Below are 12,736 nucleotides of genomic sequence, written 5' to 3' on the forward strand. Positions count from 1 at the left end.
GTCTGATATAAGCAGGAAAAGGAGAACAGGATAGGTCCCTTTGAACCACGGAATTCGATGCTACAGCCCATAACTATTTCTCAGACTGACAAGGCCAGCAGCAAGCCCGGTTCGAGTAATGCCTCTGCCCTCGAGAGGCAAGGGGCACTAAAGCTTTCCGCTAAGCCGTCACTGCATCAGACTTCTGGTGTCTTGTTGGACACACAAGTACACCAAGAAGTACAACAAAGCGCAGCAACTACCGAACCTAATATCCCCGAAGACAATCTTCCTAATGCTAGCTTTGGAGCATTGCTGAGCGATTTTCGCGTCATCTTTGAAAGGGATCCGGCGGCTTGTAACTGGGCTGAAGTACTCTGCTGCTACCCAGGGTTACAAGCACTAGCGTTATATCGGCTTGCCCACTGGCTCCATTTAAGGCAAATTCCTTTAGTCCCTCGCTTAATTTCTCAAATTGGGCGATTTTTAACAGGAATTGAAATTCATCCTGGTGCGGTGGTTGGTCGGGGGGTCTTTATTGACCACGGTATGGGAGTGGTTATAGGTGAAACAGCTATTGTCGGAGACTACACGCTGATTTATCAAGGCGCTACTCTTGGAGGAACCGGAAAAGAAAGTGGCAAGCGCCATCCGACGGTTGGCAAAAATGTGGTGGTGAGTGCAGGTGCTAAAGTCCTAGGCAATATTAAAATAGGTGATAACGTTCGTATTGGTGCTGGTTCGGTCATACTGCGGGATGTTCCGGCTGATTGTACTGTAGTGGGTATACCTGCTCGAATTGTCCGTAGATCTGGGCAACGGGTTTCTCCCCTGGAACACGGGAAGCTACCCGATACAGCCGCCAAGGAAATTAAAGCTCTGGTTCAGCGTCTCGATAAACTGGAAGCTCAGTTACAAGTTTTGAAGTTAGGTCTTCGTCAAGGGGATGTTGACCGAATTCAGGAGCAATTTTCTAGAACACGACTCCTGAGGAGTAAATAAGCGGGTAGGGGGTCAGCCCACTCGCTCCGCTAAACTATAAGTTGGGCTAATATCTGCTGAGTAACAACTCTAAGAAAATTTAAGATTTCTAATCATAGTTAGGCGTCATCCTATTGGCAGCAGCTAGACAGGGGCTTTTGAGACTTCACCTTGTCTCCAACTAATAATTAGGACAACAACCTCAGGAACGCAGTCAAAATAACTCTAATCGTTAGAATCTATCCTTTTTCTAAGTTACTGAGTTTGCTGGCTTAATGCGTGAAAACTAGCCAGATTTTATGTCTGGCTGCTTTTAGGTGATTCTGATAATAGAGAGCGTCTGGAAAACAAAGATTGTGATGCCTCTTTAAAGATTAGTTACAACCTGCTAAGGAAATGGGTAAAAATTATTAATAATAATTGGTTCAGCTTGCATTCCTCTGAAATAAGGCAAGAATCTTACCCAAAAAAACACCGTCATTGATGCTTACGCTACAGAAGGTTTTCCAAGGGTTGCTATAGATTAGGTTTGCACATAGAGCGGTTACCTATTAACTAGCTTATAACCAACCAGATTAAATAGCCGAGTTCGATAACTTCAAATTTTTACCTACTCTAGGACTCGCCAATAGCTTGATCGCTAATAGCTTGTAGGTTACGGAGAAAAGAAATGAATGAAGTTTTAATTAATGACACTACACTTCGTGGCGGTGAACAGGCTGCTGGAGTCGCCTTCAGCGCTGAAGAGAAAGTAGCAATTGCTGCTTTCCTGGATTCAATTGGCGTCCAAGAGTTAGAAGTCGGTATTCCGGCAATGGGTAGCGAAGAAGTAAAAGCGATCTCTGCTATTGCTGATCTAGGTTTGTCTGCCAAACTTATAGGCTGGAATCGTGCTGTCAAATCAGATATTAGCGCTTCTCTAGCTTGCGGTCTGAAGCGAGTGCATATTTCGGTTCCTGTATCTAAAATCCAAATTGCCGCCAAGTTCCAAGGCAAGTCAAGAGTAATGCTACAGCGACTGTATGAGAGTATCAGTTTCGCTCTCGATGAAGGTCTATTTGTGACTGTAGGGGGAGAAGACTCTTCTCGAGCTGACGAAAACTTTCTTCTGGAAGTAGCACTTCTTGCTCAAGGATGGGGAGCCTCGCGGTTCCGCTTCTGCGATACTGTCGGAATTCTTGACCCCTTAAATACCTATCACAAAGTCCACAAATTGGTTCAGGCTCTATCGATTCCAGTTGAGATGCACACCCATAATGATTTGGGTTTGGCAACTGCTAACGCTCTCAGTGGCATAAGAGCTGGAGCCTCCTCAGTAAACACCACAGTTAATGGGTTAGGCGACAGAGCTGGTAATGCGGCTTTAGAAGAAGTGGTTATGGCCCTTAAAAGGATTTACGGCATGCAAGTAGGCGTTAATACCAGGCGCTTGCTAGAACTCTCAAGAGTGGTGTCGAAAGCCTCACGCTGTGCCGTACCCCCTTGGAAGGCAATTGTCGGCGAGAGCACTTTTGTTGGTCGCGAACCCGGCATTCATGGTGGTGGTTTCATCAAAAATCCTGTCACCTATGAGCCATTTGCTTCCGACGAGATAGCTGGAGAACGCCGTTGTGTTGTCGGGAAGCATTCTGGTAGGTACATGGTGTCCAACTTTCTCAAGCAACGTGGTGTCAAACTTGACCCTGAAGAAACTCAATCTGTTTTGGAAGCTGTCAGACACACGTCGGTACAAGTAAAACGTTCTCTAACTGAAGAAGAATTACTAAGTCTCATACCAAATTGGAGGATAGCTCATGGCGCTTAGTGAAAGTGAAATCGAACTAGATGGACCACCAACATTCGAGTTAGATCAAAAGGTAAAAGTTACCAAATTAGTCCGCAACGACGGTACTTTTCCCGGCCTGAAAACCGGTACAATTCTGCTCGAAGAAGGTGATGTTGGCTACGTCTGCGGCATCGGTACTTTTTTACAAAAGTTTTATATCTACTCGATACATTTTCTGAGTAAAAATATAATTGTTGGTTGCCGTAAAGAAGAAATAGAACTGGTTGAGGAAGCTAAATGAAAGTCATGTTACGCAACAACGATGCGGGGCATTTAATGGCCTATGTCCCGAAGAAAGACCTCGAAGAGCCAGTTGTAGAACAAACTGATGGAGAAGAGGGAAAGATTTTGACTCTGGCAAATGGGTGGAAACTGTGTATTGCTAATGGAGAACCACTTAAACTGCCACAAACTGTAGAGGCTAAACGGCTTTAGAGTTGAGTTTTTTATCAAGCAAGGACGCACTTTTGTGAGTCCTTGCAAACTGATTTATAAATTATGTAGTCAATTGTTTCCTGCAACAAAAGCAACTAATTAATTAGTATTTACAATTAGACGTTTAGTCTACCTTAAATTAATCCTGATTTTCAGCCAAGATTAGTAATCATCAATAAACTTGAGATAAATAGTTTAAGCTTAACTGAGGTTTCTGAGTTGACCTCAATTTGTCTAACTTCTGCAAAAGCTAGGTTGAAGGTTGAAAGATATTACAGCTAAATTCTCAACAGTGATTTTCCTGATATAGCCTATATTTAGGGGAACGGGCTTTACGTAAATTTGCCGATTACAAAGAGCTGCCAGAAGAACTAAAGTATTGAATCGTAAGCTATATCAAGTTTAATGGCTATTAAAACACCTTTAACTACTAAACAACCGGAAGTTGGCAGACTTGTTCGGGAACTCCGAGAGGCCACCGATTTGACACAAGAAAAGTTTGCCGCTTTATTGGGGGTTACCTACCCCACAATTAGCCGTTGGGAAAACGGACATACTGAACCATCACCTTTAGCCATCCAGAAGATTGAGGTACAGTTGCGGCGTATGGGCGAGCGCGGCCGAGATTTGCTAGATCGTTATTTACCAAAATAATGGGTCTAAAGCCCCGTGCTTTTAGCGCGGCTTTGTTTAACTGCGCTATACTTACCCTAAGTAAGTCAGCGTAATCATGTGGGTATTTGAAGCAAAACTTCAGGGAACAAACGGGCAGTATGAGCGGCTTAATCAAGCCATTCGTACTGCTAGGTTTGTTGGTAACAGTTGCCTCAGATACTGGATGGACAACAAGGGAATTGGGAAATACGAGTTGAGTGCTTATTGCGCTGTTCTCGCCAAAGAGTTTCCCTTCGCTTTTCAGCTCAACTCTCAAGCTAGACAAGCCTCCGCTCAAAAGCTTGGTCTGCTATCACCCGCTTCTACAACAATTGCCAAAAAGGCAAGCCAGGAAAAAAGGGTTTTCCACGCTTCAAAAAGCACCAAACTCACGGTTCTGTTGAGTACAAAACAACGGGATGGAAGCTGTCGGAAGATAGAAGAACCATCACCTTCACCGATGGTTTCAAAGCTGGAAGCTTCAAGCTGTGGGGAACCCGTGACTTGCATTTCTATCAGTTGAGTCAAATCAAGCGGGTTCGAGTTGTTCGTCGTGCTGATGGGTACTACGTTCAGTTTTGTCTTGATGTTGAGCGGGTTGAGAAACGAGAACCGACTGGTAAGACCATTGGGTTAGATGTTGGCTTGACTCACTTTTATACCGATTCCGATGGACAGACTGTTGAGAATCCCAGACATCTGAGGAAGTCCGAGAAAGCTCTTAAGCGATTGAGTAAGAAGCTTTCTCGCACCCAAAAAGGCTCGAAAAATAGAGCCAAAGCTCGAAACCGTTTGAGCAGAAAACACCTCAAGGTAAGTAGGCAGCGTCAAGATTTTGCCGTGAAGTTGGCAAGATGCGTAGTCCAGTCTAACGACTTGGTTGCTTATGAAGACTTGATGGTACGAAATATGGTCAAGAATAGAAAGCTCTCTAAGTCGATATCGGATGCTGCTTGGTCGACTTTCCGTAACTGGTTGGAATATTTCGGCAAGGTGTTTGGTGTAGCTACGGTGGCTGTGCCACCTTACTACACCAGCCAAAATTGCTCTAACTGTCGGAAAGTCGTCAAAAAGTCTTTGAGTCAAAGAACACATCGCTGTCACCATTGTGGGTTTGTTTTAGACCGAGACTGGAATGCATCCCGGAACATTTTGGAACTAGCACTACGTACCGTGGGGCACGGGAACGCCAGCCCTGAGCTTTGTCGAAGGGTTAAACGCCTCTGGAGACATCGACCTCTGCATTGGTGGGGAAACTCCTCAATGTAAGCCGAGTCGTGGAAAGAGGAAACCCACAGAGTGATCTTTGGAATCCTCGTACCTAAAGGTCGAGGAGGATGTCAAACAAGCAGTAAGCCGATGTTGACTTACTGCGAATAACGAGAAGGAGGTGATGGCTCAGCTAGAACAAAGCGCAGAAGCGCAATGTCAAATAATTCAGCATATCAAGTCCAGGTGTATTTATGGTGTTCAGAAGGTGCAGTGACTAATGGTGCTGCCCAATTAGTCTTAGTGGGACTTAGACAGATTTCAAGCCCAAACAAAGCCCAAAGCAGCTTTGTGAGCAAAGAATACGTCCCGATTGTGGTTCAACCACTCCATAAAACGGAAAGACATCGCTGTCCGAAACGCCTCTAATGCTTCAGTAAAGGTGTTTAAAGGTTTCGATGCCCAACGCCGTCTTAATCCTCCGGTTAAAGTGTGCCATAAAATAAATGTATAGGCACAAAACACAAGCATGAAATGTCTTATCAGGCTTCTATAATCTCTGACTTGATATTCAGATAAACCCAACCAGCCTTTGGCTTCCCGATAGAAAACTTCTACCCAATTTCTTTGAGAGTAGGTAGTTACTATCCAATCGGCTGTGGCTTTTGTTGATTCAACATTGGTAATAAAATAGTCAACATCACTAGCTTGGTCGAAGGTTGAGGCATTCATGACGATAGCAATTGTTCTCTTTCCTTCAAGCTGTGAGAGTTCAACTTCTACAGGAGCCACCCAAACGGTTTTCAGTTTATCTAGATTGATTTGAACAGGGGTAAAATCTTTTGGCGACAAGGATTCGGCTAACTTATCTAGGCGAATCTCTTCTCGTTGACTTATCCCTATTTCAATTATCACCTTACGGTTTTTGGCTAATCCTCCTATATACTTGAGTTTCCTTTTTTCCAGTTCCAGCAAAAACGTTGTGTTATTTCCATACCCAGCATCAATTAATACGATACCCGGTCGATATCCTCTGTTCATGCTGCGGTCAATTAATGCTAAGCCTAACTCCGGCTTTTTCTGGAATTCAATATCTTTTTTCCTTCAGCTAAAGAACTAGCGTGTTGAGATAACTCTATATCTAACGGTAGGCTTTTTTCCCATCATATAGATGAGTTGTTACCACTACTATTCCGTTGTCTGTCTTCCCGATTTCTCCAATGTACTGTCGTCCTACTCCCGCCGTGAAATTGCCACTTTTCCTATGTCCTGAGTCATCTACAATTAACGTGAATCCTCTACTTATTCGGGTTGGGCTACACTGATTCATCACCAGTAGACGCCGCTCATTTACCTGTTGAGCATTCCAGGGGGCTTCCGTTAAAAAATGATGTAATCGGTGGTAAGTCACTCCCACCGCGTTATCCGCCATTTGAGACAGGTTTTTTCCTTCACTTTCCCCTAATAATCCCCCAATATAGTTCCTAAACTCCCTTTTTTGCGCTTGATGTCTCCAGACATCATCAAAGCGTTTGCACCATCTATCGAAGCAAGGAGGCATGGCGGCGGGGGTTGTCTCTTTCATGTCTTACACTCTAATAGACCTCTTGCAAAAGTCCAGTAAAAAAGAGATAAATAGGTCAGTATGAGGGAAAATAATGACCTATGAAAAGGTGAAAGACCTAAAACCCCAAGAGTTCAAACGCCTTTGTGGAGTTAGAAAAGAGACGTTTGCTAAGATGGTTGAGTTAGTGGAAACAAATGAAAAACAGAAGATAAAAACCGGAAGACCGTCCAAATTAAGTCCAGAAAATCAAGTATTGATGACGCTCGAATACTTACGAGAGTACAGAACTTACTTTCATATCGGTCAACATTGGGGACTTAACGAATCAACAGTATATCGAATAATTCGTAAAATAGAAAATATTTTAATCAAGTCAAAAGAATTAAGGATTCCGGGAAAGAAACAACTATTGAAATCGGGAAACCCAATAGAGATAGCAGTTATTGATGTAACTGAAACTCCCCTAGAGCGTCCTCAAAAAAACAGAAAAAGTTCTACAGTGGCAAGAAGAAAAAGCACACTTTAAAATCTCAACTTATCGTTGAAAAAAACAGCAAAGAGATTATCTGTATTGCATGCGGCAAGGGTAAAGAACACGACTTTAAGTTGTTTAAACGGAGTAAAACCAATCTAAAGACAGAGATACAGTGTCTCGGAGATCGAGGATATCAGGGAATAGCGAAAATCCACAAACAAAGTCGGATACCCCATAAAAAACCCAAGAAGAGCAAACTATCAAAAGAACAAAAAAAGAGAATCATAAATTAGCTTCAGAGAGGATAGTGATTGAACATGTTTACCGTCGCCTCAAAATATTTAGAATTTTATCCGAGCGATATCGCAACAGAAGAAAAAGGTTTGGTTTACGCTTTAATTTAATTGCAGGCATCTATAATTACGAACTTCGTTTGAACTCAAATTAGTTAGCTGCCGCTACTTTTGCAAGAGGTCTAATGTAAAATGGCTGCCATGCCTAAATTATACCTTTATTAACTCTTTATTTTCGTTTAAGTCCCGTTAGTGAACACAGATGATGCAGCTGGATTTGATTTTGAGTAGGATTGATAATTTAGCTTTTATTTTCCGGATGGAGTGAAAACCTGACTGGATTAAGAAACAGTAGATGCACCCTGTTAATTAATGCCTTTGGCTGTTAGCTGAGGGCTTTTTTTTTAGATGCAAAGTTCTTTGTACTAAACCTATGCCTAAACTCAATCGACTAAAAGCCTTACTGATCGTTTTCGCGATCGCAATTTCTGCTTTTCTGTTTTCAGGACAAGCCTTTGCCCTAGAAGTTGGTTCTCTCAGCGAAATTGAAGGTGATGCTAGCTGCGGTATCCGCAAAACAGGTGGAACCGCTGTCTACGCTGAAACTGCCAATAACCGCGTTTACATTTGTACAGATCGAGAGGAATATACAGAACCTCGTTACCTACTAGCATTGAACCGTTTTGCAGACAAAGGTATCTTCATCAGAGCAGAAAATCCCAGATCATTACGCTTTTTTGAATTTCCAGACCCTGACAACGGCTACAATTATATTCTTCAAATCCCCTTGTCTCAAATTCCCAACCCAGTATTTGCTGTTGAATTGCCTAACGGCTTGCGATTTGAAGAAGAAATAACCAGATATCTAACTACGACTCAACAGCCTCAGAGTGACAATGACAGCAATCCCCTCCAGACTGTAAAACTCGGCTCGAAAGGGCAAAACGTCAAGAACCTCCAACAGCTATTGAAGCGCCTAGGATTTGACCCCGGCGTGGCAGATGGTATCTTTGGCGCAAAGACCAAAGTAGCTGTAATTGAGTTTCAGCGTAAACAGAACATTCCCACAGATGGGGTAGTTGGCCCTAAAACTTGGGCGAAACTTCAAGAAGCCTCCTCATTCCTGTAGGCTATTATTAATCCGATAATGCCGGAATCAGCAGTAATTAGAGCAAAAACTCCCGTCTGAAGCTTCCGGCATTGGGGTCAAATTTTTTCTAAGAAGATAGTCGAGAATGCCTCAAGAAATCTGGACACAACCAGCAATAATCAATTGGAGTCAACTGCTGCTAGATAATTACCAGCAGCGGCTGGGTTGTGAACTGATAGCAAGGAAAGGCAATGCCATAGAGGAGGCTAAAGCACTTTTCTTTGCCCCTTTTGTAGTCGTGTCTCATGGGGTAGAGGACAATCCCATTTTCAACTACGGTAACCAGACTGCTCTTGACCTTTGGGAAATGAACTGGGAGGATTTCACCAGAACCCCTTCTCAGCAACCTGTGGAACCAGTGCAGCGTGAGGAACGAGAGAAGATGCTAGCCCAAGTAGCTGAGCAAGGATTCATTGATGATTATCGGGGCGTGCGTATTTCTAGTAAAAACCGCCGTTTCCTGATTGAGGAAGTAATCGTCTGGAACCTTACTGATACTAAAAGCAAGCACTGCGGTCAAGCCGCCACTTTCCCCCGTTGGTCTTTCCTTAATTAGTTAGCTTTAGTTTATTGCACTTTATCCAAGTCTTTGACAGCTGGCCCGTGAATTACTTCTCCATCGTAGGTATAACGAGCACCATGACAAGGACAGTCCCAACTCTTTTCAGCTTGGTTCCAGTCCACAATGCATCCTAAATGAGAACATACGGCGGAGACAGCATGCATTTCACCGTGCTGATCCCGATAAGCTGCTACCTTTTGAGCACCAACTGTGACTAGTTTTCCTTCACCATTAACCACTTCCGAGAGGGAATTAGTTAAACCCTTCAAACGATCTCCTACCCAATGTTTAGCCACATCGGTATTTTCTTTGAGGGAAGTTGAAGAAACAAAAGGTGTGGCGCGAGTGGCATCATAAAGCTCAGCCCAAGGATTTTCGATGCCTAAGATCATATCGGAGAGAATCATTCCCGACAGAGTACCATTGCTCATTCCCCACAGACTAAATCCAGTTGCCACATAAGTATGGTTATTTAGAGGGGTTAGTTTGCCAATATAGGGCAACTTATCAAAAGAAACCATATCTTGGGTTGACCAATGGTACTCAAATTTGTCCACTCCAAACCGAGAACGAGCATATTCTTCTAAGCGCAGGAATCGTTCTTCGGTATCATCAACACTGCCAGTTTTATGACCCTCACCACCGATGAGCAACAACAAACCACCCTCATAAGGGGTAGTACGAATTGAGCGGTAATTTTCCCCTACACCGATAAACATTCCTTGTGGTGCTTGAGAAGGCTCGATGCGTGCACCAATAATGTAAGAACGCTTGGGATAGGCTTTGGCAAAAAATAATCCCTGGTCAAGGATTGGCAGATTCGTAGTCACGACCACATCTTTAGCTTTGACTAACCCTTTGTTAGTTTTAACTGAACAAGGCTCACCTTCATCAACACCCTCTACCCGCGTTTCTTCAAATAAATAACTACCTTCGCCAGGAATATTGTTAGCTAAATGGAGCAAGTATTTACGCGAATGAAACTGAGCTTGGTTGTCAAAACGAACAGCACCGACGATGGGAAAAGGCAGTGAAGCTTCTGTGACGAATGAGGCAGGAAGTCCTAGTTTGATGGCAGCTTCAGCTTCAGCTTTGATTTTATCTAAATTTGCCGCAGATTCAGCGAAAGTGTAGGTACTTTGGCGGCTAAAATCACAGTCAATTTGTTCTTCATTAACTAATTTAGCAAGCTGTTCAATTGCTGCCTGGTTTGACTCACCGTAAATCCGTGCCTTGGCTTCGCCCAATTCCTTAATTAGGTCAGCGTAGATTAACTGATGAAGAGAAGTTATTTTTGCTGTTGTATGACCACTTACGCCTATAGCTGTGCGCCTCGATTCAATTACAGCTACCGTTTTACCGGCTCGTTTTAGAAGTGTAGCAGCTGTCAGACCAGCTATCCCTGCACCGACAATAGCAACATCTACTAGTACATTATCGACAAAGGGTGAAGAGTTAGCCTCAGGGGTTGAGTCTATCCAAAATGATGCCGCTTTTCCAGGTAAAGTAATCATGCAGGGCTGTATATGAGATTTATAGATTATTGAGCTATGTAATCTATAGAATTAGAGAATTGGCTCGTATTCATCTATCCCCCGATGGAAAAGCAATTTATCTGATTGTAAACAGCTAATTGAACAAAACCTGGTAAGTGGGACAGACTATTGTAATGTAGGGAATTTAACCGAGAACAATTGTGCGAACCGTCATTGCTACGAGGTATGTCACGCCATTGCGGGAAGGTGGATCGCTTCCGGCAATCGTGGAAGCCGATGATGATGGCATGTATGTCCTTAAGTTTCGTGGTGCGGGTCAGGGGATCAAATCTCTGATTGCCGAGCTAGTAGGCGGAGAAATCGCCCGTGCATTAGGTCTACTGGTGCCAGAGATCGTCTTCATTGAACTTGACCCTGAACTGGCTCGCACTGAGCCTGACCCAGAAATCCAAGACTTGATTCGGGCAAGTGCTGGTCTTAACCTTGCGCTCGACTACCTCCCCGGTTCTGTGACTTTTGACCCGATCGCACAGAAGATTGACGCAGAACTGGCCTCTTGTGTAGTCTGGCTCGATGCTTACGTGACCAACATTGATCGCACGCCGCGCAACACAAATATGCTGATTTGGCATCGGCGACTTTGGCTGATCGATCATGGCGCAACGCTTTACTTCCACTACACCTGGAAAAATTACCGTGACCGCAGCCGAGAACCTTTCTCTGCGATTAAAGATCACGTTTTACTCCCCTTTGCTAGTAAACTGCAAGCGGTAGACTCAAAGATGACCGAGCGGCTTACACCAGAGATCATTGACAGCATTATTAAACTGATTCCTGATACTTGGCTGGTCGAATCTCCCTTCAACGGGAACACTCAACATCGAGAGGCTTATCTTGAGTACCTACTGAAGCGGCTAGAGCCACCGCATATTTTCCTAGAGGAGGCTATTCGTGCGCGATCGCTTTATGTATGATTACGCCATCGTCCGCGTCGTTCCCAGAGTTGAGCGGGAAGAGTTTGTTAACGTTGGAGCGATCGTCTCCTGTTCGACTCGAAGATTCCTCGAAGCCCGTATTGAACTTAATGAGCAACGACTAATCGCGATCGATGCAACCTTAGATGTGGAAATAGTTCGCAACCACCTAGCAGCTATCCCCATCATTTGTTCTGGAGGAGAGCAATCCGGCCCTATCGGTCAACTCCCACAACGAGAGCGTTTCCATTGGCTCGTGGCACCCCGAAGCACAATCATCCAGACGTCTAGGGTACATACTGGTTTTTGCAAAAACCTCGCTACCGTTCTTGAGCACCTACTTGAGGCTAAAGTGCGCCCGCCGCAGATCAAACCTTCTGCTGTGGAACTGATTGGGTAGAGGTGAAAGAAGCAACTTATTTGGACAAATTGACTTCAATTAGGTAGCACAACATGGCACCTTCTCCAAACCATAAAAATTTCACAAACTGCGATACAACTAATCATATTCAAACATCACAACATCATCTGGGTTTGATTTTTTACCACCTGTAGATTGATATAACTGCATACCTGCCAGATTGCTTTGATTCGTGAGTACAAATGCTTCAGAGCAACCCTGCTCTCGACCAAGCTTTCTGACGGCTGCGATTAAGGCTGTCCCAATTCCTCTTCGTCGGTAAGCTTGGGCGACATCGATTGAATACAAAAATAACATTGATTCATCTTTATCCCAGCAATCGAGAATATAAGCAATGACTTGACCAACTAGTTCCTCATCTAGCTCTGCCGATAAGAGAATGTTTTGAGAATTGTTCAGAAATTTGATAATGGTTTCTTTTCTGGGTACCGTATCCCAAAACAGGGCAATGCTTGCTTGTGCTTTCTCCCCTTCATCAGTTGTCAGGCGAGTGATTAACAGTTCTTCTATGCTCATCTGTTCCTTAAATTATTAATGATTTATACGTTGTGGTTTTACCGTCTTAGAACTTACGCACTGATTATCAGATTATGTCATTCTGAGCAATAGCGTAGCGGCACCGCAGGAGCTAGAATCTGAATTCCTTAAACTGGCTTCTGGGGTGCGGAAGTCCTATGTCTTTCTACATAGAGAAAATATAGGTAATTAATAACTC

The 12,736-nt window shown here is 43.7% G+C and carries 12 protein-coding genes and 3 pseudogenes; 12 read left to right on the forward strand and 3 right to left on the reverse strand.

Annotated elements, in window-relative coordinates; translation table 11 throughout:
- Window positions 1–252: 252 nt before the first annotated feature.
- The 6 genes and pseudogenes from cysE (at window position 253) to ACT7WV_RS12630 (ending at window position 5,177) form a co-directional block, all read left to right on the forward strand.
- Window positions 253–981, forward strand: coding sequence for a serine O-acetyltransferase (gene cysE, locus ACT7WV_RS12605; protein ID WP_463424252.1), 729 nt, complete (start codon window positions 253–255; stop codon window positions 979–981).
- 649 nt (window positions 982–1,630) lie between these two features.
- A complete protein-coding gene (gene nifV, locus ACT7WV_RS12610) occupies window positions 1,631–2,764 on the forward strand; it encodes a homocitrate synthase (protein WP_445103224.1) in 1,134 nt (377 codons plus the stop codon).
- A complete protein-coding gene (locus ACT7WV_RS12615; protein ID WP_445103225.1) occupies window positions 2,754–3,026 on the forward strand; it encodes a nitrogen fixation protein NifZ in 273 nt (90 codons plus the stop codon). Before nifV ends, ACT7WV_RS12615 begins: the two co-directional genes overlap by 11 nt.
- Window positions 3,023–3,220 carry a putative nitrogen fixation protein NifT gene (gene nifT / locus ACT7WV_RS12620; RefSeq protein ID WP_445103226.1) on the forward strand — a complete coding sequence of 66 codons (198 nt, stop codon included), beginning with the start codon at window positions 3,023–3,025 and terminating at the stop codon, window positions 3,218–3,220. Before ACT7WV_RS12615 ends, nifT begins: the two co-directional genes overlap by 4 nt.
- A gap of 405 nt (window positions 3,221–3,625) precedes the next feature.
- Complete coding sequence (locus ACT7WV_RS12625; RefSeq protein WP_445103227.1) at window positions 3,626–3,874, forward strand: helix-turn-helix domain-containing protein; 249 nt, start codon at window positions 3,626–3,628, stop codon at window positions 3,872–3,874.
- Window positions 3,875–3,950: 76 nt separating this feature from the next.
- Window positions 3,951–5,177 (forward strand): annotated as a pseudogene (locus ACT7WV_RS12630) (RNA-guided endonuclease InsQ/TnpB family protein).
- Between the two features lie 227 nt (window positions 5,178–5,404).
- Here ACT7WV_RS12630 and ACT7WV_RS12635 read toward each other — a convergent pair.
- A pseudogene (locus ACT7WV_RS12635) lies at window positions 5,405–6,668 on the reverse strand (IS701 family transposase).
- Between the two features lie 73 nt (window positions 6,669–6,741).
- Between ACT7WV_RS12635 and ACT7WV_RS12640 the strand changes: the two are divergent.
- The 4 genes and pseudogenes from ACT7WV_RS12640 to ACT7WV_RS12655 all read left to right on the forward strand — a co-directional run bounded on the left by ACT7WV_RS12640 (window position 6,742) and on the right by ACT7WV_RS12655 (window position 9,124).
- Complete coding sequence (locus tag ACT7WV_RS12640; RefSeq protein WP_445103228.1) at window positions 6,742–7,176, forward strand: helix-turn-helix domain-containing protein; 435 nt, start codon at window positions 6,742–6,744, stop codon at window positions 7,174–7,176.
- A gap of 8 nt (window positions 7,177–7,184) precedes the next feature.
- Window positions 7,185–7,573 (forward strand): annotated as a pseudogene (locus tag ACT7WV_RS12645) (transposase); the annotation flags it as partial.
- A 278-nt stretch (window positions 7,574–7,851) separates the two neighbouring features.
- On the forward strand, window positions 7,852–8,547 hold the full coding sequence (locus tag ACT7WV_RS12650) for a peptidoglycan-binding domain-containing protein (RefSeq protein ID WP_445103229.1): 696 nt from the start codon (window positions 7,852–7,854) through the stop codon (window positions 8,545–8,547).
- A gap of 106 nt (window positions 8,548–8,653) precedes the next feature.
- Entirely contained in the window at window positions 8,654–9,124 is a 471-nt protein-coding gene (locus ACT7WV_RS12655; protein ID WP_445103230.1) for an MEKHLA domain-containing protein, read from the forward strand.
- An 11-nt stretch (window positions 9,125–9,135) separates the two neighbouring features.
- On the opposite strand, the gene ACT7WV_RS12660 is transcribed toward ACT7WV_RS12655, so the two are convergent.
- Window positions 9,136–10,644, reverse strand: coding sequence for an FAD-dependent oxidoreductase (locus tag ACT7WV_RS12660; protein WP_445103231.1), 1,509 nt, complete (start codon window positions 10,642–10,644; stop codon window positions 9,136–9,138).
- Window positions 10,645–10,826: 182 nt separating this feature from the next.
- Between ACT7WV_RS12660 and ACT7WV_RS12665 the strand changes: the two genes are divergently transcribed.
- Both ACT7WV_RS12665 and ACT7WV_RS12670 read left to right on the forward strand, forming a co-directional pair.
- Window positions 10,827–11,600: a HipA family kinase gene (locus ACT7WV_RS12665; RefSeq protein ID WP_445103232.1), complete on the forward strand. Its 774-nt coding sequence runs from the start codon at window positions 10,827–10,829 to the stop codon at window positions 11,598–11,600.
- A complete protein-coding gene (locus ACT7WV_RS12670) occupies window positions 11,593–12,000 on the forward strand; it encodes a DUF3037 domain-containing protein (protein WP_463424253.1) in 408 nt (135 codons plus the stop codon). Before ACT7WV_RS12665 ends, ACT7WV_RS12670 begins: the two co-directional genes overlap by 8 nt.
- A gap of 99 nt (window positions 12,001–12,099) precedes the next feature.
- On the opposite strand, the gene ACT7WV_RS12675 is transcribed toward ACT7WV_RS12670, so the two are convergent.
- Window positions 12,100–12,537 carry a GNAT family N-acetyltransferase gene (locus tag ACT7WV_RS12675; protein ID WP_445103234.1) on the reverse strand — a complete coding sequence of 146 codons (438 nt, stop codon included), beginning with the start codon at window positions 12,535–12,537 and terminating at the stop codon, window positions 12,100–12,102.
- Window positions 12,538–12,736: the final 199 nt, after the last annotated feature.

The sequence above is a fragment of the Symploca atlantica LB2515 genome (assembly GCF_052546295.1).